21 protein-coding genes are annotated in these 24568 nt (G+C 63.0%); 5 read left to right on the top strand and 16 right to left on the bottom strand.

Going from position 1 to position 24568, the window contains the following annotated elements; translation table 11 throughout:
• Positions 1-46 precede the first annotated feature (46 nt).
• From STHERM_RS00985 to STHERM_RS00975, 3 genes are read right to left on the bottom strand one after another with little or no spacing between them, the layout of a single operon-like run.
• Positions 47-1111, bottom strand: coding sequence for a FecR family protein (locus STHERM_RS00985; protein WP_013313012.1), 1065 nt, complete (start codon positions 1109-1111; stop codon positions 47-49).
• On the bottom strand, positions 1108-2196 hold the full coding sequence (locus tag STHERM_RS00980; RefSeq protein WP_013313011.1) for an SPL family radical SAM protein: 1089 nt from the start codon (positions 2194-2196) through the stop codon (positions 1108-1110). The genes STHERM_RS00985 and STHERM_RS00980 overlap by 4 nt, the downstream gene beginning before the upstream one ends.
• Positions 2171-3058: a hypothetical protein gene (locus STHERM_RS00975; RefSeq protein WP_013313010.1), complete on the bottom strand. Its 888-nt coding sequence runs from the start codon at positions 3056-3058 to the stop codon at positions 2171-2173. The genes STHERM_RS00980 and STHERM_RS00975 overlap by 26 nt, the downstream gene beginning before the upstream one ends.
• Before the next feature lie 95 nt (positions 3059-3153).
• Here STHERM_RS00975 and STHERM_RS00970 point away from each other — a divergent pair, with 95 nt between their 5' ends.
• Positions 3154-4476 (top strand): homoserine dehydrogenase, encoded by a 1323-nt coding sequence (locus tag STHERM_RS00970; RefSeq protein WP_013313009.1) that lies wholly within the window; start codon positions 3154-3156, stop codon positions 4474-4476.
• A gap of 39 nt (positions 4477-4515) precedes the next feature.
• Here the strand turns inward: STHERM_RS00970 and STHERM_RS00965 are convergent, their stop codons facing one another.
• Positions 4516-5202, bottom strand: a complete 687-nt coding sequence (locus STHERM_RS00965) for a DUF554 domain-containing protein (protein WP_013313008.1) — start codon at positions 5200-5202, stop codon at positions 4516-4518.
• Positions 5203-5455: 253 nt separating this feature from the next.
• On the opposite strand from STHERM_RS00965, the gene STHERM_RS12080 reads away from it, so the two are divergent.
• Positions 5456-5611, top strand: a complete 156-nt coding sequence (locus STHERM_RS12080; RefSeq protein ID WP_237223315.1) for a hypothetical protein — start codon at positions 5456-5458, stop codon at positions 5609-5611.
• A 20-nt stretch (positions 5612-5631) separates the two neighbouring features.
• The gene (locus STHERM_RS00955; RefSeq protein ID WP_013313006.1) at positions 5632-6045 is read left to right on the top strand and encodes a tetratricopeptide repeat protein; all 414 of its coding nucleotides are present in this window, start codon (positions 5632-5634) and stop codon (positions 6043-6045) included.
• 1 nt (position 6046) lies between these two features.
• On the opposite strand, the gene STHERM_RS00950 is transcribed toward STHERM_RS00955, so the two are convergent.
• From STHERM_RS00950 to STHERM_RS00940, 3 genes are all read right to left on the bottom strand, one after another.
• Positions 6047-7150: a vWA domain-containing protein gene (locus STHERM_RS00950; protein ID WP_013313005.1), complete on the bottom strand. Its 1104-nt coding sequence runs from the start codon at positions 7148-7150 to the stop codon at positions 6047-6049.
• A gap of 44 nt (positions 7151-7194) precedes the next feature.
• The gene (glmS, locus tag STHERM_RS00945; RefSeq protein WP_013313004.1) at positions 7195-9018 is read right to left on the bottom strand and encodes a glutamine--fructose-6-phosphate transaminase (isomerizing); all 1824 of its coding nucleotides are present in this window, start codon (positions 9016-9018) and stop codon (positions 7195-7197) included.
• A 70-nt stretch (positions 9019-9088) separates the two neighbouring features.
• Positions 9089-9712 carry a Crp/Fnr family transcriptional regulator gene (locus tag STHERM_RS00940; protein WP_013313003.1) on the bottom strand — a complete coding sequence of 208 codons (624 nt, stop codon included), beginning with the start codon at positions 9710-9712 and terminating at the stop codon, positions 9089-9091.
• 51 nt (positions 9713-9763) lie between these two features.
• Between STHERM_RS00940 and STHERM_RS00935 the strand changes: the two genes are divergently transcribed.
• Complete coding sequence (locus tag STHERM_RS00935; protein WP_013313002.1) at positions 9764-10768, top strand: hypothetical protein; 1005 nt, start codon at positions 9764-9766, stop codon at positions 10766-10768.
• Here STHERM_RS00935 and trxA read toward each other — a convergent pair.
• The 8 genes from trxA to STHERM_RS00895 all read right to left on the bottom strand — a co-directional run bounded on the left by trxA (position 10765) and on the right by STHERM_RS00895 (position 20337).
• The gene (gene trxA, locus STHERM_RS00930) at positions 10765-11085 is read right to left on the bottom strand and encodes a thioredoxin (protein ID WP_013313001.1); all 321 of its coding nucleotides are present in this window, start codon (positions 11083-11085) and stop codon (positions 10765-10767) included. The genes STHERM_RS00935 and trxA overlap by 4 nt on opposite strands.
• Before the next feature lie 48 nt (positions 11086-11133).
• Positions 11134-11907, bottom strand: a complete 774-nt coding sequence (trpA, locus tag STHERM_RS00925) for a tryptophan synthase subunit alpha (RefSeq protein ID WP_013313000.1) — start codon at positions 11905-11907, stop codon at positions 11134-11136.
• A complete protein-coding gene (gene trpB, locus STHERM_RS00920) occupies positions 11904-13127 on the bottom strand; it encodes a tryptophan synthase subunit beta (RefSeq protein ID WP_013312999.1) in 1224 nt (407 codons plus the stop codon). Before trpB ends, trpA begins: the two co-directional genes overlap by 4 nt.
• Complete coding sequence (locus tag STHERM_RS00915) at positions 13111-14553, bottom strand: bifunctional indole-3-glycerol phosphate synthase/phosphoribosylanthranilate isomerase (protein ID WP_013312998.1); 1443 nt, start codon at positions 14551-14553, stop codon at positions 13111-13113. The genes trpB and STHERM_RS00915 overlap by 17 nt, the downstream gene beginning before the upstream one ends.
• Complete coding sequence (locus tag STHERM_RS00910; protein WP_013312997.1) at positions 14550-16148, bottom strand: bifunctional anthranilate synthase component II/anthranilate phosphoribosyltransferase; 1599 nt, start codon at positions 16146-16148, stop codon at positions 14550-14552. The genes STHERM_RS00915 and STHERM_RS00910 overlap by 4 nt, the downstream gene beginning before the upstream one ends.
• The gene (locus STHERM_RS00905; protein ID WP_013312996.1) at positions 16129-17547 is read right to left on the bottom strand and encodes an anthranilate synthase component I; all 1419 of its coding nucleotides are present in this window, start codon (positions 17545-17547) and stop codon (positions 16129-16131) included. Before STHERM_RS00905 ends, STHERM_RS00910 begins: the two co-directional genes overlap by 20 nt.
• A gap of 187 nt (positions 17548-17734) precedes the next feature.
• Positions 17735-19189: a hypothetical protein gene (locus STHERM_RS00900; protein ID WP_237223313.1), complete on the bottom strand. Its 1455-nt coding sequence runs from the start codon at positions 19187-19189 to the stop codon at positions 17735-17737.
• Between the two features lie 89 nt (positions 19190-19278).
• Positions 19279-20337, bottom strand: a complete 1059-nt coding sequence (locus tag STHERM_RS00895; protein ID WP_013312994.1) for a mannose-1-phosphate guanylyltransferase — start codon at positions 20335-20337, stop codon at positions 19279-19281.
• Positions 20338-20492: 155 nt separating this feature from the next.
• Here STHERM_RS00895 and ilvE point away from each other — a divergent pair, with 155 nt between their 5' ends.
• The gene (ilvE, locus tag STHERM_RS00890) at positions 20493-21587 is read left to right on the top strand and encodes a branched-chain-amino-acid transaminase (protein WP_013312993.1); all 1095 of its coding nucleotides are present in this window, start codon (positions 20493-20495) and stop codon (positions 21585-21587) included.
• 69 nt (positions 21588-21656) lie between these two features.
• Here ilvE and flcA read toward each other — a convergent pair whose 3' ends face one another.
• Positions 21657-24551: a periplasmic flagellar collar protein FlcA gene (gene flcA, locus STHERM_RS00885; protein WP_013312992.1), complete on the bottom strand. Its 2895-nt coding sequence runs from the start codon at positions 24549-24551 to the stop codon at positions 21657-21659.
• Positions 24552-24568: the final 17 nt, after the last annotated feature.

Raw genomic sequence — 24568 nt, 5'->3', positions numbered from 1 at the left:
GGGCTGCCGTACGGCAGCCCCTTTCTCCATAGGCGCACCCCTCATTTTAGTCCTCGAAGAGGAGCGACTCGCCCAGGAGCGAACGTCCCCGCTGTTCAAAGAGGAACATGACGAACCGCACGTACTGGAGCCTCGAGGCCAGCTCCCTCGCCTCTTTCTCCACCTGTGCGACGAAGCTCCCTATCCCCTCGCCGGTATCGAGCCTGCCGTGCCCCACTCCCTCGTGGTAGTACGACACCAGCTCGACCAACCTGTAGTAGACGCGCGAGAAGAGGAACAGTTCCTTCCTCAATCGGAGCATGACCCCCGCAAGCTCCTTGCGTTCCCGTAAGGCCTCGGGTCCCCCTTCAGAAAGCCTCCCCTGCTTGTAGCGCCGTATCCACTCGTTCACCACCTCCTGCCTCCTGAGGAGATCCCTGTAGGCCTCATCGAAGGCCCCCTTCCTCTCCCGATAGAGGCGGGCATAGAGCGAAAAGACGCGGGGTGCGTTGGCCCTGAAGGCCTCCATCCGCTCGGTGAGCCAGTTCCGCTTGAGGTCCTCGGCCTCGGCGAGCCGGAAGAGCACGGTTCTCAGCCGTTCCCCCACCCGGCGCTCCACGGCCTTACCCGGCTCGGCGAAGGCGGTCTCTCCCTCCCCAGTCCGGCACGCCACCCTCCCTTCGGTACAGACCACCAGGAGATCGCCCCCCGCGGAGGTGATCACCTCGAACTCCGTCCCCCGTACCCCCATCGCCGCACCCTCGGTACGCACCACCACCTCGTCGGTGCCCGCGAGCCGCTTCACCTTCAGGAAGACCTGACCGGCGAAGAGTTCCATGGCCGTGGTCTTCTCCTCTTCCTCGCGCACCACCTGGAACACGCTTCCCGGCCGTATCTCCACCGAACCGGATATGCCCCCCTCCTCCAGGAAGTCCACCACCACGTACCCGTCGTCCCCCGTCCTTATGAGGTCGTACTCTCGCACCTCCATCCCGAAGTCCACCGGGAGAGGCTCCCTGTCCTCTCTGAGGAGCACCACCTCGCCTTCCACATAGCTCACCATACCCACCTCGGAGCCCGCGGCATACAGGCCCACCCATACGAGCAGGGACACGAGCACCATACGTTTCATCGCTTCCCCCTTTCTCCTGAGAGTGCTACCCTCTCAAATATAGCCCAAAGCCCGGGAATTTTCTGGGGGAGCGCACCGAATACGCGGTACCAGACCGCGGCGCTCTCCATGCACAGGTACACGGGGACCCCGGGCCAGATACCCGTGACGAGGTCCCTCATCCGCCGGTACACCTCCACCCTCATCGACTGGAGGTACCTGAACTTGCCGTCCCGGGAGAGGACGAACTCGTCGTAGAGATAGGGGCGCCCCGCCATCCTCTCCTTCAGGGCCGGCAGGTACCGGATGGTCCCCAGACTCACCCATGCGATCCGCTCGGCCGGGAACGAGGCGAGGGCCTTCACCACCCGGGCATAGGCATCCTCCCAGCCGGGAAAACGAAAGACGGGGTCGAAATGGAAGGAGAGGCGGAATCCGGCATCAAGGGCCTTCCCCGCCGCCTCGAGACGTTCCTCCAGCGGAGCAGCGGCTCCTTCCTCTTCCGCCACCACCCGGGGAGGATTGAGGGAGAATCCCACCACGGCCCGTCCCTTGGGAGTCACCCCGAGCAGGTGATCCACCGACGCGGTCTTGGTCTTCAGCTCGAAGCTCACATGGGGATAAGGGGCGAGAGCCTGGATGAACTCCTCCGAGAGCCTGAACACAGGGTCGAGGAATAGCGAATCCCCCACCTCACCCGTGCCCACCCGTATCGGCCGGTCGGGATGGGTCTCCGCGAGCCGCACCAGCTCCTCCACGGCGGGTCGAGGATCCACGTGCACCACCAGCGGGGAGAAGTTGAGATATCCCCTCATCACACAGTAGGAACAGCCGAGCGGGCATCCCACGTAGAGGTCCACCGTGAGGTAGTTGCAGCACACGTGCCCTCGTGACCCGGGACACCGCCCGACGATCCTCCCCTTCGGCCGGGTGAGGAAGAGCGTCCTGCTGTTGAGGTCTTCGGGAGGTATCTCCTCCTTCCCTTCCACCACGTGCCACGAGGCCCCTGCGAGGGACTCCCTCGCCCGCTCAACTGCAGGGAGGGAGAGCGCGCCCCGCTCTACGTAGACGTGACCGATCTCAGCCAAGGAACGAAAGGAACTCATCCAGATGCTCCTCGAGTTTCGAGAGCGCCTTCATCCTCCGCGCAAACTCCGTACGGGAGGAGAACCGGAAACTCACCCTCAGGGAATGCCCCTCGAATCCCGGGGGCGCCTCCAGTGCCACCCCGGTACCGTCGAGGAGCCTTCGCCTCGACGCAGTGAAGGAATCCTCCATGCCGGCGAGGCGTGGGAAACGGGCCCTCCGCACCGCTTCGAGGGGTTTGGGCGACGCGAGCAGTTCCCCCGCGCGGTGCATCGCCGCACGCTCGTCGAGCCCCTCCCGCCGGACGATCTCGGCCAGCATCACGAGGATCTGTCTCCTTTCCGAGAAGGTCATCCTGTGGGGATAGTAGGAAACGAGCCCTCCCACCGGATCCGGGAGATCCCTCACCTCCCAGGCCGTCTTGAGATCCACCTTGCCCTCACGGACCATCTCCCTGAACGACGCAGGAAGGGACAGGTAACGCTCCACGTGGGAGAAATCGCGCTTGCCCGGAACCACGAGAGGGACGATCCGCTCCGCCTCCTCGAGGAGGCCGTAGGTCCTGCAGAGCTCGTAGATATGCGCCTGTTCCTCCCAGGTGTAGGCCCCTGCCCTGTTCTCGCACTCCAAGGCGGCCGTGATCCGGTTGAGGGGACGTGCCTCCTCCCCCTCGAGCAGTACCACGGGGATCTCCTTCCACCCCGCCTCCCGGAGACGATCGCAGAGGGCCCCGCTCCACACGAGCCCGTCAGGGGCCCAGAGGAGCGGGGGGACCACCCCCCTTCGGAGCGCACCCTCGGAAGGGAGGGAAGGCTCCTCCCAGATCTCCGCCTCGGGGAGTCTCCTCTTCAACGCCGATACAGGATAGACCGCACGCTTCATGCCCCTACTCTACCATGCAACCCGGTCATGCGGCCACCGCCGATATTGACACCTCCACGAGGTTGCCCGTACCATACCGGCACCAAGGAGCAGCTATGGACCGACACAAGATCGCCCTCATAGGTTGCGGCACGGTGGGGAGCGGCGTGGCCGCCCTCCTCACGAAGGATGCGGATCTTCTCGCACAGAGGACCGGTCGACACCTCCATCTCGCCTATGTCGTGGACAGGGACTTCTCCCGGGCGCGCGCCCTGGGCCTCGACGAGCGCCTCTTCTGCGACGACTACCGGAAGGCCCTCGCAGACCCCGAGGTGGAGATCGTCGTGGAGCTCGTGGGCGGCACCGGTGTAGCGAAGACCATCACCGAGGAGGCCCTCAAGGCGGGCAAACACGTGGTCACCGCGAACAAGGCCCTCCTCGCGCACCACGGCCCCGACCTCCTGCGCCTCGCGAGGGAGCATGGAGTGGCCGTCGCCTTCGAGGCAAGCTGTGGAGGAGGGATCCCGATCATCCGCGCCCTCTACGACGGCCTCATCGCCAACCGCATCGACGCCCTCTACGGCATCGTGAACGGCACCTGCAACTACATTCTCACCCGCATGATAGGAGAGGGGATACCCTATGAAGCGGCCTTGAAAGAGGCGCAGGAACAGGGTTTTGCAGAGGCAGACCCCACCCTCGACGTCTCGGGCATGGACTCCGCACACAAACTCACCATCATGGCATCGCTCGCCTTCGGTTGCAGAGTCGATCTCAACGCCGTCCCCGTGCAGGGTATCCACAGGCTCGAGCTCCTCGACATCACCTACGGTCGAGAGCTCGGATACGTGATGAAGCTCCTCGCCGTGGCGAGACGGGAGGAAGGGGGTCTCTCTCTGGTGGTGAGACCCTCCTTCATCTCCACCGAACACCCCCTCGCGTGGGTCTCCGGCTCGTTCAACGCCGTGAGCGTCTACGGCCATGCGACAGGCCACACCATGTACTACGGGAGGGGCGCCGGCTCCCGTCCCACCGCCTCCGCCATCGTGGCCGACATCGTGGCCCTGGTGACGGGCACCTATCCCCGGCTGTTCCAGGCCCTCCCCCTCTGGCCCGACAGGGGGACTCCTCCGACATACCTCCCCCTCGAGGCCACCATCTCGCGGTTCTATCTCCGCATCATGGTGGAAGACCGTCCCGGTGTCCTCGCCCGGATCACCGGTATCCTGGGAGAGCACGACATCAGCATCTCCTCCGTGCTCCAGAAGGAAGTCCCCGAGGGCAGGAGCACGAACCACGTGCCCATCGTGATCATCACCCACACGGTGGGAGAAGCCCGTGTTCAGGAGGCGGCGGACCGCATAGGGAACCTTCCCACGGTACACGAGCGACCCGTCATCATCCCCATCGTGGACGAACACGAAGAGTCCATAGGATAGGGGGCGAGGGAACCCCTCGCCCCCTTCCACATACAACCATCAAAACCAGGGCACGAAACAGAGGGGGACCACCAGGATGAGGGCGGGAAAGAAGTTGCCGGTCTTGATCCTGGTCACTCCCAGGAGGTTGAGACCTATCATCATCACCATGGCCCCTCCCACCCCTGTCACCTCATTGAGGATCGTCTCCGTGACGAGAGGCTGGAGGAACCCCGAGAGCAGGGTGAGCCCCCCCTGATACACCAGTATGGTGAGGGCGGAGAAGGCCACCCCCATCCCCAGGGCCGCGGTGAGGAGGATGGCCATGAAGCCGTCCATCACCGACTTGGTGAGGAGGAGGGTGTAATCCCCCTCGGTCCCGGCCTTGAAGGCCCCCACCAGGGTCATGGCACCCACGCAGAACAGGATGGAGGCGTCGAGGAACCCCGAGGCGAAGGTACTCTCACCCTCCGCCCGCGCCACCCTGCGCTTGAGGAACTCCCCGAAGCGGTAGATCCCTCCCTCTATGTCCCACCACGTGCCGAGGATCCCTCCCGCGACGAGGGAAAGGGCCATCCAGAGCACCCGCTGGCTCTCGAGGGCCATGCTCAACCCGATCACCAGGGTGAAGATCCCCACCCCCTGGTAGACCACCTTTTTGAAGTCCTCCGAGATCCTCGCATGGAACAGAAGCCCCAGCAGGGATCCCACGATCACCGTCACCATGTTCACGAACGTCGCTATCATGAAGCGTAGTATATCAGAAGCTCGTTACATGTAAAAGAGATATATCTAAACTATTGACCGGTAAACCACGATGATAGTAGTATACCGGTGCCAAGGGGGGAGGATGGGAAAGTCGGGTTCCACTCTCTCATCCAGAGAGAAAAAGAAGAAGATCTACTGTGCAAACTGCATTCACTGCAAGGTGTCTGCAGAACCAACCGGAGGGGGGTACCTGCTCAGGGTACGTTGTGCTGCGGGCAAATGGAGGAAGAAGATGGGTGCCGAGAAGCTCTACCGCCTCTCCACCGTCATGAGAAGGGTGATGACGGAATGTGAGGCCTATGAACCGATGGGAGACGAGGAGGAGTTTCTCAGGGAACTCAAGAAGACCCTTCCCGTGCAGGACGACCCCTACGAGATTTCATCCTAACCATCAGGTGGAGGCATGCGATGCGGCGTACAGCGTTTCTGGTCGGCGTCCTTGTGATCACGATCCTCTCGACAGGTGCATGCAAGAGCACCCCGCCCGAGATCCCCGAGGGTCTTTCCCGGGAAGAGCTCTTCCAGCGGGCACAGGAGGCCGTCGATCGGGGGGACGAACAGACGGCGCTCCTCTACTATCAGACGGTCCTCGAACGCTATCCCGACGATCTCGAGGGACGGGCCGCCGCGGAGTACGAGATCGCCCACATCTACTACAAACAGGGGCTCTACGGAGAAGCGAAGGACCTCTTCCTCACCATCCTGTCCTACTATGACACGCAGGAGGGAACCTCGCTTCCCCTCTGGATCAAGGTCCTCTCCGAGAAACACCTCTCCTGGATCCAGGAGAAGGAAGCCGAACAGGAGGCACAGGGTTCCTGACCTACTGGGGGAGGAGCACGGGGTAGATCCGCACCTTCTTCCTCTCCGCCTCCCGGCGTACCATCTCCTCGGTGACCGCCCCACGGGGTCTGGGATGAGGAGGTGCGTCTCCCACCAGTATGATCTTCCTGTCCTCGGCCTGCCAGTCGAATCGGACGAGGGCCGCATACAAGGCCTCATGGACCGCCTCGGGGAGATCCCGCCCGCCTGAGACCCTTATGCCCTGGACGAGGCGCTGGAACTCCCCCATATCCCTCTCGAACGGTATCACCTTGTTGAGATATTCCTCCATGTAATCCTTGTAGAGCACCACACCTATCCTCACGCTCCGGTAGGGGGCACACACACGTCGGACGAGCGGCCCGAGCTCCCGTTTCACGTATGGAATATCGTCTTCCATGCTCTGTGTGGTATCGAGCACGACCACCAGGTCGAGGGTGTCCCCCTCCCTCTCCGAGAGCACCTCCTCTATCCTCTTGAGCACATCCTCCTGTCCCGTGGAATAGAGGAGGGGAGTCCGGCTCTCCTCGGCGAGCTTCCTGAAACTCTCCACGGCCGCGGGCATGTAGTTCTCCTCAGGGGGGCCCTCGAACGGCTTCTGTATCACCCTGAGGATGAAGGGATTGTCCTGGAAGGCCCCGGTGTAGTCGGCATAGCGCTTCTCGAAGGTGCGCACATTGAGGTAGGTCCCGTCCACCACGAGGAGCTCACCCGAACGCGACCATGGATAGCCGTAGATCACCACGTACGGGATAAAGATGTGAAAGGCCTCGCCAAAGACAGGGTGGGATTCCGGGGTTGAATCCACCAGGTGGTAGCCCCTCGAGGTATCGAGGAACTCACCGTCGAGGATCCGCCGCTCGTCCCCGTTCACGGGATTGTACACCGTGGTGCGGAAGGCGTAGGATGCCACCTTTCTCGCTGGGTCCTCCGTGGACTCCGTGAGCAGGACCGAGGCGATGTCCGGTTTCTTCCTGATCCAGAGGTGATACCCCCCCTCCAGGGCCTGTTCGACGAGAAGGTCGTCCGAGGAAAGAGAGAGATCGAGTCCTCCGAGCGCGCCGACGGAGAGGAGGAGACACGCCAAGACACCACTGCCTTTCATCCCACTATACAGGATCGGCACCCATGGGGAGGTGGTTTATCCCGTCATTCCACCGTGACGCTCTTCGCGAGGTTCCGCGGCTGATCCACATCGCGTCCCAGTTCGAGGGCCATGTAGTAGGCGAAGAGCTGGAGAGGAACCACCATGAGGTAGGGATACATGTACCGGTAGACCGCCGGAATCTCGATCACATCATCGGCGATCTCCCTCACGTCCGGATCTCCCTCGGTGCACAGGGCGACCACCTTCCCCCCTCGTGACTTGACCTCCTTCATGTTGCTCAGGACCTTCTCACGTAGCTCATCATGGGGCACCAGAAACACGCTCGGCGTCTCGGGATTGATGAGCGCGATGGGGCCATGCTTGATCTCCGCCGCACTGTAGCCCTCGGCGTGGATGTACGAGACCTCCTTGAGCTTGAGCGCCCCCTCGAGGGCCACCGGATAGTTGAGACCTCTTCCGAGGAAGAGGAAGTTCTTCGCCCATGCGTACTTCCGGGCAAGGGCCTTGATCTCCGGAGCCTTCTCGAGCACCTCCCGCAGTCTTTCCGGAACCTCGCGGAGAGCCCGTATGAACAGGAGGCCCTCCTCGTAGGAGAGATGGCGCATCCTCGCCATGAGGAGCGCGAAGAGGTAGAAGGCCGTCACCTGCGAAGTGAAGGCCTTGGTGGATGCCACCGCGATCTCCGGTCCCGAGTGGATGTAGACCCCGCCGTCGGACTCCCTGGGGATGGAGGAGCCCACCACGTTGCAGATCCCGAGGATGCGGGCCCCCTTCCGCTTGAGCTCTCGAAGGGCGTAGAGGGTGTCAGCCGTCTCACCCGACTGCGAGACCGCGAAATAGAGGGTGTTCTTCCTCACCACTGGATTTCGATAGCGGATCTCGGAAGAGAGCTCCGCCACCGAAGGGATCCTCGCGAGCTGCTCGATCACATACGCCCCGAGCATTCCTGCGTAGTAGGAGGTGCCTGCACCGATGATCACCACCTGCTCCACCTCGAGGAGCTCGCGACTGGTCATGTTGAGCCCTCCCAGGTGGGCGGTGGCATACTCCTCGTCGATCCTCCCCTGCATGGCACGCTTGATCGACTCAGGCTGTTCGAAAATCTCCTTGAGCATGTAGTGCTGGTAGGGTCCCTTCTCTATTTCCTCCAGCTCCCACGTGATGAGTTCTACCTTCTTGTCGATGACGGTGTTCCTCAGGTCCGTGGTGAGGAACTCCTCAGGGGTGACCCTCACCACCTCGTTGTCCTCCAGGTAGACCACCTGTCGGGTATGCCCCAGGAGGGCGGAGACATCGGAGGCGAGGAACATCTCGTGTTCCCCCACTCCCAACACGAGAGGGGAGCCGTTCCGCGCACCGACGATCACCTGAGGCTCGTCCGCGTGCACACACAGGAGACCGTACGTACCCTTCACCAGGGAGAGGGCGCGTTTCACCGCCTCTTCGAGCGATCCCTCATAGAAATCCTCGATGAGGTGGGCGAGCACCTCGGAATCGGTCTCGGATACGAACCGATATCCTCGCTCCTCCAGGGTCTCCTTGAGCGACTGGAAGTTCTCGATGATCCCGTTGTGGACCACGGCGATCTTTCCGTTTTGGGAAACATGCGGATGGGCATTGGTGTCGGTGACCCCCCCGTGCGTGGCCCACCTGGTATGCCCTATCCCATACTCGCCGTCGAGATCCTGCGGGACGATCCCCTCGAGGTCCTTGATCTTGCCCGCCCGTTTGATCACCGTGAGCGCGCCGTCCCGCACGGTGGCGATCCCCGCGGAGTCATAGCCCCGATACTCGAGTCGTTTGAGCCCCTCGAGCAGGACCCGAGCGGTGGGTTTTGGACCACAATAGCCGATGATTCCACACATGGAAGGGCCCCCTTCACGAAGTTCTATACATCAACATACCACATGGGAACGCTCTCTTCAATTTCCCACGTTATCTTTCGGCCCCGTCGACCATGGCCTTGAGGCCGTCCATGTCCATGAGCACGAGGTCGTTCCCCGATCGTTCCAGGATCCCCCGCGCGATGAGATCCTGTATCGCGCGCTCCACCTCAGCCGCATCCACTTCCTTGTTGAGGGCGATCTCGTGCACGGTCTGGTTGTAGGGGACGGTCCGGACGAGCCCCTGCGTCCCCTTGAAGACGAAGTAGAGATCCAGGAGGATGAGGTTCTTGAGGTTGCGTCGGACCAGATACTGGAGCTGGAGGTTGGTCTGATTGAGCCTGCGGCAGAGCTTGTCGATGATGGCGAGGGCGATACGCGCGTTCTTCTCCACCATGCTCTGAAACCCCTCGCGGGTGAAACCCAGGGCGAGCACATCGGTGACCGCCGTGGCCGTGGCGGTGCGAGGCGATCTCATCACCAGGGCCATCTCTCCGAAAAAGTCCCCTTTCTCGAGTATCGCGAGCGTATGGTCCTTCCCTCCCACTTGCTTCGAGATCCGTACCTTGCCTTCCTGGATGATGTACATCTTATCGCCGGGATCTCCTTCCTTGAAGATGATCCTACCCGCGGGAAACAGCTGTCCGTACTTCTCCACGAGGGGGTTTCCTGCCATGCATGCTCCTTTCTTGAAGCAGATTCACCGAATATCCAGTATAGCCCTATGATGAGAGAAGTGCAAATACTCCTTGTCGTCATCTCTTGCGTGATAGCGAGTGCATGCCTCGAGGAGGGGATAGAAGAGGCCTTCGACCTTTCACCTCCGGAACTCGTCTCATGGGAGGCGGTCTCCGAAGAGGAGATCCTCATCACCTTCACAGAAGAGGTGAAGGCCTCACCGGATGACTTCTTCCTTCCACAAGGGAAAACGCTCACCTCCCTCACCGTGGAAGGTGAGGACCTGCGGCTCACCATCTCCCCCCCCTCCTTACCGGGGGAACCTCTCCCCCTCGAGGGGAGAGTGAGGGACAGGGTCGGCAACTCCCTCACCTTCTTCCTCGTGGTCTACGGGTACAACGAAAGGGTCCCCGAGGTGCTCATCAACGAGTTCACCACACAGGGGAGCTCCTCGCACCCCGATTGCGTGGAACTCTACCTGGTCACCGAGGGGAACATAGGCGGCCTCGTCTTCTACGAGGGCACAGACACGGACTGGGATCAGATGTTCGTCTTCCCCCCTCTCGACCTTCCTGCGGGAAGCTTCGTGATCCTCCACACCAAACCCGACGGGATCCCGGGAGAGATCGATGAGACCACCGACCCCGCCGCCTCGGGAGGAAAGGACAGTCACCCTTCCGCCTGGGACTTCTGGCTTCCCGACGGGAAGGGACTTTCCGGCAACAACGGGGTCCTCACCCTCTATACACGCCCAGGGGGCCGCCTCCTCGATGCGGTGGTCTACAGTACTGGGACCTCTGAGAGATACGAAGGGTTCGCCCAGAAAAAAGTCCTCGATCGGGTGAGAGAGGTGGAGGATCTCGGCGGGTGGAAGGGGGCATCCTCTCCCCTCACTCCCGACGACTGTATCGACCCGGACCCCTCCACTGCCACGCGGTCCATCTGCAGGGCCTCTGTTCCTCAAGACACCGACACCAAGGAGGACTGGCACATCGTCACCACGGGAGGGGCCACGTTCGGCGGGCCCAACTCGGACGAGGTCTACACCCCCTAGCCGAGATGGGGCTGGATCATCTGCTCGAAGACCTGGCGGGGAGCGGCCCCTATCTGCTGGGCTGCCACCTGACCATTCTTGAAGAGAAGGATGGTGGGAATACTCACGATGCCGAACCTGCTCGCAAGGTCCGGCTCCTCGTCCACGTTCACCTTCACCACTTTGAGTTTCCCAGCATACTCCTCGGCAAGCTCGTCGAGGATGGGCGAGACCATCCGGCACGGCATGCACCACTCCGCCCAGAAGTCCACCAGCACGGGGATATCGGCCTGCAAGACTTCCTTTTCAAAGTCGGCTGTCTTCACATGAAGCGACATGACGACCTCCTGCCTGCTATGGTTGTCAGGAAAAATATCACAAAAAATTTATATACCGTCTACTCTCGACGGTTCCCCCTCCTCTGAGCAGAGGAGTTCCCGTATCTTCGCCTTGAGGGGAGCCGCAGGGCTCCCGCTGCATGAGGCGATCACCCGGACAAACGCCGATCCCACCACCACCGCGTGGACGTGGGGTGCGAGGAGGGCCACCTGCTCGGGCGAATCGATGCCGAACCCAGCGAGCGTCCTCGTCCCTGCGGCCTCGAGCGTGCCGAGCAAGGAGAGGTTCTCCTCGCCGATCTCGGTGTGATACCCGGTGATGCCCTTCCTGAGGGCCGCATACACATAGGCAGGGGAAAGGGAGAGGATACGGGAAAGTCGTTCACCTCGAATCTGCGGAATCACCACCGGCACCACCGGGACCCCATGACGGGCTCCGGCACCGTAGAGGCCTTCGTCGTAGTCAGGAGGAAGGTCGGGAACGATGAGGCCCTCGAGTCCGAGATCTGCACACCGGGCTACAAACGCCTCTACCCCCTTTCGCACCGGGATACTCCCATAACACATGAGGAAGACCGGGAGATCGGGCCACCGTCCCTTCAGCCATTCGAGGAACCGGAACCCCTTCTCCACGGTGAAACCCGCCTCCAAAGCCCGCGTGCAGGCCTCCTGGATGGCCGGTCCATCTGCCGTGGGATCCGAGAAAGGGAACTGGACCTCGAGGGCCCAGGCACCGCCCTCCACGAGAGCCTGTGCCACCTCCCTGGAACGTGCCTCGTCCGGGAAGAACGAGACCATGTGGGCCATGATGCGTGCACTCATGAGGAAGCCTCTCTCAGCAGGAATTCCCGCCACTTCTCCCCGTCGATCGCCTTGGCGGTGATAAAGATGTCCTTGTCCCCCCTCCCGGACATGTTCACGATGATCGCCTTGTCGGGAGAGCCCTCCCTCGCCATCTTCATGGCCACCGCCCCTGCATGTGCGCTCTCGAGGGCGAAGACCACCCCTTCGTGCCGGGCGAAGAACTTCAGGGCCTCGAGGGCCTCCGCGTCCGAGGCCGTGGTGAACCTGATCCGCCCAATCCTCCCGAGGTAGGCGAGTTGGGGACCTATGCCGGGGTAGTCGAGCCCGGCCGAGATCGAGTGGGTAGGGAGCACCTGCCCGTCCTCATCGAGGAGGAAGAGGCTCTTGTAGCCGTGGACCACCCCCTCCACCCCTGCCCCGCTCATCCGGGCGGCATGCTCCCCCGGACCGTTCCCCCTCCCCCCGGCTTCCACCCCTATGAGTTTCGGCCGGTCGGCCTCGATGAACGGGGCGAAGAACCCGATGGCGTTCGACCCTCCCCCCACGCATGCCACGAGGGCCTCCACCTCCTCACCCACCTGCTCCCGGATCTGCTCCACCACCTCCCTTCCCACCACCGACTGGAACTCACGCACCATGTCGGGGAAGGGACTCGGCCCCAGGGCCGAACCGAGCAGGTAGTGGGTGTCCTCCCAGGAGGCGGCCCAGTCGCGCAGGGCCTCGTTCACCGCATCCTTGAGGGTGCGAGACCCGCTGCGCACCGGCACCACCTTTGCGCCGAAGAGCTCCATGAGGTAGACATTGGGCCGCTGTCTCGCCATGTCCACCTCGCCCATGTACACCGTACACTCAAGCCCCAGTCTCGCGCACACGCTCGCCGTCGCAACCCCGTGCTGCCCGGCCCCGGTCTCTGCGATGATCCTGCGCTTCCCCATCCGCTTCGCGAGCAGGGCCTGCCCGAGGGCGTTGTTGATCTTGTGGGCCCCTGTGTTGGCCAGGCCTTCGAGCTTTATGTAGATCCTGCTCCCCCCCAGCGCCCTGGTGGCATTCTCCGCATACATGAGAGGCGTGGGACGTCCCACAAAATGGCGCTGGGCCTCGGCGAGTTCTGCATGGAAGGAAGGATCAGCCATAGCCTCCAGAAACGCCTGTTCCAGCTCGTCGAGGGGGCACCTGAGGACCTCCGCCACATACCTGCCTCCGAACGTCCCGAAAAAGTCGTTATACACCTTCTGCATCGCGGATCTCCCTGAAGAATCGTTCGAGCTTCTCCCTGTCCTTCACCCCCGGCGCCGCCTCGAGCCCGGAGGAGGCATCCACCAGTTCAGGCCTGAACCGCCGCACCACCTCCCCCACATTCCCCGGCCCTAGCCCCCCCGCCAGCCACACCGGCCCCCTCCTCGCCGCCTCCTCCACCACCTCCTCCGGCACCCGCACCCCCGTGCCCCCACACACCCCCTCGACCCGCGCATCCAGCAGCACCCGCACCGCCCCGTAGCGCTCCCCCCCCTCCAGATCCCCCCGCTCCCTCACCCGCACCGCCTTGTACCACGGCACACACAGCGATCCCACCACCTCCGGATCCTCCTCACCGTGGCACTGGATCCCGTCCAGGAGACCTTCCTCCACCAAACGCACCGCCTCCTCCAGCCCACCCCCCTGCTCTCCGACCACCACCCCCACCCTCCTCGCCCGCACCGGCCCTATCCGCTCGAGGAACGAGCGATCCACCTGCCGGGGAGAGGGGGCGAGGATGAAGCCCAGAAGATCGGCCCCCAGCCTATCCGCCAACGCCACATCCTCCTCACGCGTGAGGCCGCACACCTTCACGAGCGTCCTCCCGGCTGGGAGCCCGCTCCAGAACCGCCTCCCCCGCACCCAATCCCGCTTACCGGCGGCAAGCCCCTCCATGATCTCCCGCACCCTCCCCTGCTCTCGCATCACCGCCTCTCCCACCAGCACCCCCCACGCCCCGCTGCTCCCCGCCACATACCCATGCGCCCTCGTCCAAAGCCCCGACTCGAAGACCACCCTCGCATCCCAGTCCACGAGGCCCCGCAGCCTCACGGGATGAAGGAGATCCACCCTGAACGTCGCGAGATCCCGTGCATTGATCCCCACCAACGGCGGCTCGAACCTCCGCACCTTCTCCACATCCTCAGGCGTGTGCACCTCCACCAGGGCCGTCATCCCACACCTCCCCGTCAGATCGAGCATCCTCCCGAGACGATCCTGCGGCAACACGCGGGCGATGAGCAACACCGCATCCGCCCCGGCCCGATAGGAGACCTCCACATCCTCCTCCGAGAGGAGAAAATCTTTCCGGAGCACTGCAAGATGCGGGAACCGCTCCTTCACCCGCATGAGATCAGCGAGCGACCCACCGAAATACGCCTCCTCGGTGAGCACCGAGACCGCCCGCACCCCCTGCGCCACGTAGGCACCCACCTGGACCACGGGATCCGCCTCGTCGCAGATCGCCCCGCGGGAGGGGGAACGGCGCTTGAACTCCGCAATCACACAGGGCTCCTGCACGAGGGGCACCAGCGGCACCTCCCTCCACGCAGGAATGCGAACCCCCTGGGCAGGCCCCTCCTCCGCCACACGCCTCCGCCGCTCCTCCACGATCCTATCGAGGATATCCCCTGAGACCCCGCTCCTCATACCCGCTCCTTCCCGTAGGAGGCGAGCCGCTCCACCAGCTCCCTCACCCTCCCCGAGGAGAGCACATCGAGCGCCATCCGCACCCCCTCCTGCGGACTCCCCGCCGCCCCTGCCACGTAGAGGGCCACGCCCGCATTCGCCGCCACTGCATCCCGGATCGCAGGCCTCCCCTCACCCGCAAAGAGCCGCCGCGCCTCCTCCACGTTCTCCTCAGGCGTCCCGCCGAGCACCTCCTCGAGCGGGTGGCGCCCCACCCCAAGCTCCTCCGGCTCGAAGACCCCCTCCTCCCTCCTCCCCTCCGCATCCAGGTACACATAGAACGTGCGACCGGTCACCGAGACCTCGTCCTGCCCGTCCTCCCCGTGCACCGCCATCACCCGCCTCACCCCCAGCTGGAGCGCCGCCTCGGCCATGAGCTCGAGGTAGTCCCGCGAGAACACGCCCACCAGCTGGTACTTCGCGCCCGCCGGATTCGAAAGCGGACCCACGAAGTTCATGATGGTCTTGATTCCCAGATCCCTCCTGGGCCCTGCCGCATACTTCATGGCGCCGTGGTACCGCGGGGCAAAGAGGAAGACAAACCCCTCCTCTCTAAGCATCCTGGCCGCCTCATCGGGGCCGAGGTCTACCGGGATCCCCAGCGCTCCATAGAAATCCGCACTCCCAGACTTCGAGCTCACCGCCCGGTTCCCGTGTTTCGCCACCGGCACCCCACACGCAGCCGCCACCAGAGCCGCACACGAGGAGATATTGAACGTACCGAGCCCATCCCCCCCCGTACCGCACGTATCGAGGAACTCGCCCCGCGCAGGAAACGGGACCGCCTTTCGCCTCAGCACCGCCGCACAGCCCGCCACCTCCTGCGGGGCAAATCCCTTGGCATTGAGGGCCACCAGCACCCCTGCGATCTGCGCAGGCGTGAGATTCCCGCTCGTGAGCTCATCCATGAACTCCTCGGCCTCCTCCCGGGAGGCATCCTCACCCTCGAGGAGCCTGCCCAGAAACCCACGGTAGTCGAACGGCTCGCGCTTGTAGGAGAGGAAATTGGCGAGCATACGCTTTCCCTCCTCGGTGGCGATCGACTCGGGATGGAACTGCACCCCCTCCAGGACCCACTCCTTGTGCCGAATCCCCATGATCTCGCCGTCGGAGCTTCGGGCCGTCACCTCGAACTCGGGGGGGAGACTCTCCTCGTCGATCACCAGAGAGTGATAGCGGACACAGGTGAGCGTCCTGGGAAGCATCCTGAAGATCCCCCTCCCGTCCAGGTGCACGGTGTCGGTCTTGCCGTGCATGATGCGTTTTGCCTGCACGATCCGCGCACCGAAGGCCTGGCCGATGCACTGGTGCCCCAGGCACACCCCCAGGATGGGCACCCTCCCGGCGAACCGGCGGATCACCTCCAGGGAGATCCCCGCATCCTCGGGCCGCCCCGGACCGGGCGAGATGATGATCCCCTCGGGCCGAAACTCCTCCACCTCTTCCACCGTGATCTCGTCGTTCCGCACCACCCTCACCGGCTCGCCCGTGAGCTCACAGAGGTACTGATAGATGTTGTAGGTGAACGAATCGTAGTTATCGATGAGAAGGTACATGGGCATCCTCCAGTCCTATGGCATGCATGAGGGCAGCGAGCTTCTCCTCGGTCTCTTCGAACTCCCGTTCGGGCCGCGAGTCGTAGACCACACCAGCGCCCGCCTGGAGGAAGAGCATATCGCCCTTCTTGAGCCCGCTCCGTATGGTAATGCACGTATCGAGGCTCCCGTCCGGCTCGAGATACCCCACCACCCCGGCATAGAAGCTCCTCGCCACCGGCTCGAGCCCGCTCACCACCTCCATGGCCTTGATCTTGGGGGCCCCGGTCACCGTCCCCGCGGGGAAGCTCGCGCGCAGGGCATCGATCCCGGTCTTTCCTTCCCTAAGCCTCCCCCGCACCTCAGAGACGATGTGCATCACGTGGGAGTAGCGCTCCACCACCATGAGGTCGGCGACGTGTACGCTCGCAGGCTCGCAGACCCTCCCCAGGTCGTTCCGCGCGAGATCCACGAGCATGAGGTGCTCGGCCCGTTCCTTCTCGTCGGCCAGGAGCTCGGCCTCGAGGGCCCTGTCCTCCTCCTGATCGCGCCCCCTCCTCCTCGTCCCTGCGATGGGCCTGATGACCGCCTCGCCGTCCTTCACCTTCACGTGCACCTCGGGAGAGGAGCCGAAGAGCTGGAACGACCCGAAGTCGAGGAAGAAGAGATAAGGCGAGGGGTTCACCGACCTGAGGATCCGGTAGGCCTCGAAGGCAGGCACCGCGGTCCTGAGTGTCTTCCTGCGGGAGGGCACGGCCTGGAGCAGGTTGCCCCGCACGATATGGTCCTTTATCACGGTCACCGCGTCGAGAAACCACTGCTGATCCCCTGAGAGATCCTCCACGGGATACCGACCCTCCTCAGGGGCCTCCAAGAAGGAAAAGTCCAGGTTCTCCAGTCTCCTCTCCACGGCATCGAGCGCACGCTCAAGATCCACCTCGGCCTCGCGGTAGTTCATCCCCACCAAGTACATCCTGTCGGTATAGTGGTCCATCACCACCCACACGTGGCCGAAGAGGAAGGCCCCCAGCGGAAGACCGATCGGATCGGGCCTCTCCTCGAGGCGGATGGTATCGCAGTAGGTGCAGAACTCGTAGGAAAGGAACCCCACCCCCCCTGCGGGGAACGGAAGCCCGCCGTCGAGTGGCGCGTGTTGTCGTGCGAAGTAGGAGAGCACGTCGAGGAGGTCGCGCCCCTGATGCCTTACCCTGAAGGTCTTTTCCCCCCGAGAGAGGAAGACGCCCTCCCTGGTCTGAGAGACCCTGAAGGCCTCGTCCACTAGAAGCAGGGAGTACCGTCCCCTCCCCTGCTGGAGCGAGGCCGACTCCAGCAACACCCTGGCCCCAAGCTTTCTCGCGAGGCTGAACGGCGTGAACCTCTCCGCGGGGAGCATCCGCACCCGGATATCTGGTCGCTCCACAGCGCGCTCCTTTTCAAGGGATCTTTCGTTTCTTTAAATAGAAACACATGCAGCACTATACCACACCTTATACCCCCTGTCAAGGCACTTTTACGAGGAAGTGGGGCCTTTCCTAACGAGGAGTGGTCTACACAAAAAAAACGCGCCCTACCTTAAGGCAGGGCGCGGACTCGTCACCAGGTATGGTTTAGTAACTGATCTTGATGGCGAAGGTGATCTCACCGAGGCGGGCACCGCTGTCGTTGGTGTACACATCAGCGGTGTAATTAGCCACAGACTCCTCATGGGTGAGGTCACCCGAGGCATACTGCAGGGTGAAGGTGGTGTTGGGCACCACAGTGATATCAGTACCCACCTTGATCATGAGGTCGGTCTTTGCATCGTCGGTGGTTGCATCATCACCAAGATCCTGCTCGTAGATAACCCCAGCATAGGGACGGGCTACACCAAGAGCCGCATCCAGATCAACGGTAAGGGCCATAGCGGAGTCTTCAGCCTTGGTGTTATCGTTCTTGGACATACCGTACTCAGCCTTGAGCCCGAAACCGGCAACAGGCACCACGCCACCATCGGCAGGCTCGGAGACGCTACCCTTCACAAGCAGGCGGCTCTCCTTCTCGGCAGGGAGCACGTAGATGGTATCCACGCCGGCAGAGAGGCCGCTGTAGCTCACAGAGACACCACCCTTCACCTCCTGGGCACTCTCATCACCCTTCTTGATGAAGTCATAGGCCACAGCGGGGGTGATAGAGATACCGGAGGCATCCACGCTCACCGCGAGATCAGCACCAAGGATGAGAGGATTGTTCGCATCCTCGCCGATACTCTTTCCACCCTTACCAAACACACCAGTGGTCTTCACACCAAGGGACACGGGAGCCACATTCACGCTCACCTCACCGGAGATGAGACCGGCATTCTCATTGCTTCCGTTCCAGTCGTCGTTCGACCCAAGGGTGACGGATGCACTCACCATGTCCACATCCACGCCGAAGGTGAGGGTGTTGTCATCCTCATCGAGGCTCACTGCCGAGACATCGCTCCCACCAAAGGCCTCTTCCTTGATGTAGTCAGGCTCAAGGCTCGCCTTGTTCACATCGGTATCCTTGGTGGTGATAAGGAGGTAGGCAGGACCCATCATGAGCTTGGCGGTGATGCTGGGAGGAGTGATCACGAAGTCACTCTTCGCCTTGATGGAGTCCACATTAACCCCGCTGCTTGCAAGTACACTCTTCACATCCTCTGTGATGTCGTTGCCATCTGCATCGTAGAGGACCACATCCTCTTCAACGATGTTGTTCCCGGCCTTTGCGGAGAAGCCTTCGAGCTTGATCCAGCCGTAGACCGGGCCGTCACCGCCCTTTTCCTCTGTGCCCTCCACAAAGGTGATGGTGAGATCAGCAGAGGTCTCATTCTTGATCCCGAAGGTCTTTCCATCGAGATCGTACCCTACCGTGGAGGTTGCGCTCCCACTTATCGAATATTCAACCTGAGCCGAGGTCTCGGCAAAGGCAAGGGAGGCCACCACGGTCAACGCCAGCAAGAGCATCAACCCTCTCTTCATAGCAAGTTCCCTCCTTGCACAAGATTGGAGTTCCGAGGGGGATGATCGAAGATCATCCTTATCCTCTTTAGCGGTCATTATATCCGTCCCCTCTTATAGTTGTCAAGGTTTTTTCGCTGCGAAAACAAATCTTTTTCGATCTGTCACATCCAGGAAAGGGCCGTCCTTCACGCTTCCCATCCTTTTCCCTCCCATCTCATCCGCTCCACCGCCTTCTTCACGAGCTGTCCCCTCCCCTTCCTGAGCACCAGTATCCGGCCGTTCCGGCAGGAGACCACCAGGTCCTCCACCCCGCAGAGCACCACCGGTAGGTCGCTCACCACGGTACACCCTTCCGACTCCACCTCGAGCACCTCGCCCAGGTGATCGCCCAACCAGGCCGTATACTCCTCCCAGCTCCCTATATCGCTCCAGGAGAACCTCGCCGGCACCATGGCGGCACGCTCGGTGTGCTCCATGAGGGCGTAGTCTATGGAGTCGGCGGGGATCCGGGCGTAGAGCTCCTCGAGGACATCCCCCCTCACAGGTCCCCCTGCAGAGGCGAGTCCCCCGAGCCCCGCCTCGAGGAAGGGCCGGGCGATCCGGGGGGCGTAGCGCTCCATCTCCTCGAGGAACACGTCCCGCCTGAAGAGGAACATCCCCGAGTTCCAGTAGTAGGTCCCCTCTTCCACGTAACGCCGGGCAGTGGCCTCATCCGGCTTCTCGGTGAACGACTCCACGATAAACCCTCCTTTATAAGGGGCGCCCACGTGGATGTACCCGTATCCTGTCTCGGGACGTACGGGGGGTATCCCGAAGGTCACATGGTAGCCATCGCGGGCGATCTGGGCCGCCTTCCCTACATCCTCCACAAAGGTCTCGAGCGGCCTCACCAGGTGGTCCGCGGTGAGCACCACCATCACCCCCTCCCTCTCTCTCATGAGAGTTGCGGCACACATCACGGCCGGGGCGGTGTTCTTCCCCTCTGGTTCCCCCACCAGGCGCGTGGCCTCCCTCTGCTCCCGGGGGAGCCGGTCTACGATCTCCTCCGTGGCCTCCAGGTACCGATCGCCTGTCACCACGATCACACCCTCTCCCGGGGCAAGGGCCCAGGCCCGCAGGAGGGCCTCCTCGAGGAGCGTCCTCCCTCCCTCCACCGTAAGGAACTGCTTGGGATGGGCCTCGGTAGAGGCAGGCCAGAGCCTCGTGCCCTTGCCCCCGGCGAGTACGACCACCACGTCCACCATACGACACCTCCTCTCTATCGTCGCTCATGTTCTCTCACCTCAAGACTACCTTTTTTTCGGAGTCGAGACCACCCCGGAGGAGGATTCTCCTTGACGCATCCCCTTCTCCGGCATACAATTCATGCTATCTTCCATCAGCAAGGAGCACGGAGTCCATGGCAAAGAGCTTCAGCCTCTCCCTCTACCCCTGGGTGTACAAGGCCCAACACCAGCCCGACGGCTCGTGGCAGGAAGCGTTCGAGGCGAAGGTGCACCTCGCCCCCGAGGCCGAGGCGACCCTCCCCCACGAGGCGAGGATGGCCCTCCTCGCGAGGCGCAACTCCTTCCCCGACCTCCCGCTCGTCAACTACAGCACCCAGTACGGGTTCTCGGTCTTCGAGGGGCTCAAGGCCTTTCCTCAGAAGGACGGCTCGCTCAAGCTCTTCCGTCCCGAGGAGAACGCGAGGCGCATGCGCCGGTCCATGGAAGGACTCAAGATGCCCGGGTTTCCAGAAGAGCTCTTCGTACGTGCGGTAAAGGAGGTAGTGCGCCGCAACAAGGAGCTGGGGTTCTATCCCCGCTACAACCCCGAGTGGGAGAAAGACGGTTTCCTCTCAGGCCATGCGGTCTACGTACGCCCCTTCTCCTACACCGAGCCGGGAATCGGGCTCGACCTCTCGCACCACCCCTGGGTGGTCATCATCACCACACCGGTGGGCCCCTACTTCGAGGGCCCCAACAACAAGGCCGTCACCACCGACAGGATACGCGCCACCCCCAAGGGTACTGGCTGGATCAAGTGTTCCGCGAACTACGTGATCCCCACGCTCGTCAAGAAGGAAGCGAACGAACAGGGCTACATGGAAGCGATCTTCCTCGATGCCCGCGAGCAGCGGTACGTGGAGGAAGGCTCCTCCTGCAACATCTTCTTCTATCTGAAGAACGGCACCCTCGTCACCCCTGAGCTGGGCGACACCATCCTCCCCGGCATCACGAGAAAGAGCGTGCTCGCCCTCGCCGCCCACGTGGGCATCCCCACCGAGGAGCGCAAGATCTCCATAGACGAGGTCCTCTCCGAGGCAAAGGAGGTCTTCGTCACGGGTACGGCTGCGGGCATCTCCTACATCGAGTCGATCACCCACAAAGGAAAGACCGTGGTCTTCAACAACGGGAAGATGGGGGAAGTGACCCGGACCCTGCTCCTCACCTTGAAGGGGATCCAGTACGGAGCGAAGGAGGATCCCTTCGGCTGGATGATCCCCGTGGAGTGATCGGGCCATACATCCGATTCCCGAAACCGACACCGGGGCGAGTCTCCAGTGTGTTCATGGCTCTCCCCCCTACGGCCCCGAGAGCCCCCGAGCCTTCACATCCACGGGAAGGCTCCGGTAGATGGCGAGGGGAAGCTGATCGAACGGCACGGTGGGATGGAGGATGGCGTCCATGTTGAGGTAGGCGAGGTTCACCGCTCCAGCTCGCTCCATGGTCTCGGGATCACGGTAGAGGTTGACAAAGAGCTCCTGGGCGTCGGTGAGGAAGGTGAGGGCCTCAGGATAGGCGGGGTGCCCTTCTCTCCCTCCGGATCTCTTGAAGAGCGTCACCCCCAGGTTGTTCTCCACCCTGATGATACCTTCGACCAGAGCCCGGTGGTCGGGGTTCTCGTCCACCCTGACGGCCGGAAGGGCGGCCTTCTCCCGCTCCAGCATGTCGAGGAGACGCCGGTAGTAGCCTTCGGCGGCCGTGTAACTGGCCTTGAAATAGAGCGCATTGGCCAGGGCGAAGAGCACCACCCGGTTGTTTCTGAAGGCTTCCTCGGACTTCGCGAACTCCGTGAGCGCCCTGTCGTAGAGCCCCTTGCGGTAGAGCAGCCGCCCTTTCTTGTACGCGTTCTCCGGCGTCACGTAGCCATGCGATTCGGCCGTCTCGTAGAGGGTGAGCGCGGTCTCCTCTTCGGCTGAGTGGTAATAGTAGATATCGGCGAGGGAGGCGTAGATGCTCCCGAAGCGGGCGGAGCGCTTGAGGAGCCTCGAGGAAAGGGCCTGCTCGTAGAGCCGGATGGCCTCCCGGTAGGCGTCCTCCGCCGACAGGAGTTCCCCTTGAGCGTAAAAGAGATCCCCCTGCCGCCGGTAGGTATCGACGAGTTGGGCGGTCTGACGGCGCGTACGCATCGGGAGCTCTTCGAGGAGAAGGCGTGCAGCCTGGAGGGCCTTGGCCTCGTCAGCCGGGCGCTCCACTATCCGGAAGTACCGGGCGAGCTGGTAGTGGACCTCCGGATGGGGGTCCTGGATCTCTCTCGCCCTGAAGAGGACGTCCCGGACCCTGTCGATACGGTTCCTGTCGATGAGATATCCCCCCGCCCGGGCGAGCTCTCCCGCATCGACGGCCAGCTTCGGACGCTCCAGGATGTACTCCACCAGTTGCTCCACGTGGGAGAGGTTGTCCACATCGGTCCTCCCCAGTTCCAGCGCCTTCTCCTCCTGGTGCACGAAGTACATCAACATGCGCTGGACGATCGGGGCCCTGCTTCCGTGATACTCCATGGCGCGGGCATACATCTTGCGGGCCTCTTCGAACCTGTCGAAGTCCTCGGCTCCTCCCTCGTCGGCCCATCTGAGGAAATTGTCCCCACGGGCGAGGAGCACGTCGAGATCCTTCAGGTTCTCGAGCCGGAGGTACCGCTCGAGGGGCTGGTCGGCCTTCTCGTAGTTGGCGAGCACCCTGCTCTCGAAGTCCGCGTACTCGAGCGTGGCCTCCTTGTCCAGCGGATAATGAGCGAGGAGCTGCTCGTACTTCTCCTCGGCGAGAGGATACTGGCGCATCTCGGTATAGGCCCGTGCGTATCTGAAGAACCACCCCTTCATGCGCCACAGCCTCAGTCCCTGCTCGAACCTGAGCAGCGAAGCGTCATACTCTTCCTGGAAGATCTGACGGTAGCCCTCGGTATAGAGGAGGTGGGCCCTGACCGGACGATAGATGAACTGGAATACCGCGGCCGTGAGACCTGCGAGGATGAGGGTACCCACCAGCACGGCCCTCACCACGGGGAGCAGGCGGTACCTCACGAGATACCAGAGTCCGCCCTTCGCCTTCTCGAATTCGGCCCCCGTACCCCGCTCGTAACGGGCCGGTATCCGTATGCGCTTGCCCGTGAGGCGGCCCACGAAGGCCGCGAGCGCCCGGGGGGACTCCCCCTCGACGAGCATCCTCACGAGCCGCTCCAGGTCCTCCCCCCCCACCTTCGCCTCGGCCACCAGGGACTCGATCTCCATCTTCAGGTTCCGGGGCAGGGAGAAGAGGTGCTCCTGCAGGCGTCTGAACTCCTGCTCGGTGAGGCCGAACCCCGTCTCGGGAAGCTCTTCCACCGCCTCGGGGGTGATGGCCATGGCGGGGTTGAGGGATTCCTCCTCGGCGATGAGTCCGGGCTCCTCCTCCACCACGCCGAATTCCTCACCCAGATCCCTGAGGCTGAACTCTTCGACCTCTATGTCCTCGGGGAATTCCTCGGCGAGGAGGGCCTCCTCCTCCAGGGCGAGATCCTCAGGGGATGGGACCGAAGGGATCTCTTCTTCCGGAGGCGCCGGTGCGGCCTCTCCCTCCTCTTCGGTGAAATCGAGGGAAAGGCCGAGATCCTCGTCAGGCCCCGGAACCGCCTCCCCTGACTCCTCCTCGAGGTCATGGAAATCGGGGAGTACGAATTCCTCCGTCCCCTCCCCGGCCGGTTCCTCGCTCCCCACCCCCTCCACCGCTGAAGTCACCCCGGCGTCCTCCGGCGACACCCCTTCCGGGCCTTCGAGCGGCGGGACCGCCTCCTCCGGCCCTTCTCCTCCGGGTTCCGGAAGCTCCTCGAGCACTCCCAGGTCCTCACCGGCGGAAGCCGCCTCCTCCTCGAGGTCGAAGAGACCCTCGGGGAGCTCCTCCGGGAGCTCCGCCTGCGGCATCTCGCCCTCGACCTCCTCCTCGAGAGGCTCGAACCCGAGCGCCTCGAAGGCATCCCCCTCGGGCGCCTCCTCCTCGGCCTGCTCGTCCCCGAACCTCGAGAGGAGCCCCTCTATCGACTCGTCCCCTTCATCGGCACGCGCCCCTTCCTCCTCCGTGTGCGGGACCCGCGGGTGGACCTCGGGCTCCACCGGGGGAGGGATCTCCACCGTCTCCCCCCATTCGTCGAGCACACGGGGCTCTTCCCTGAGCTTGAGGAGTTCCCGGCCCAGCCGTTCTATGTCGCGCTCTTCAGGCATCGTCCCTCTGTATATGA

It is taken from the genome of Spirochaeta thermophila DSM 6192 (genome assembly GCF_000147075.1).
Classification (GTDB): domain Bacteria; phylum Spirochaetota; class Spirochaetia; order Winmispirales; family Winmispiraceae; genus Winmispira; species Winmispira thermophila_A.
Note: the sequence above shows the minus strand (reverse complement) of the source record. Positions and strands in the feature narration are given on the sequence as shown.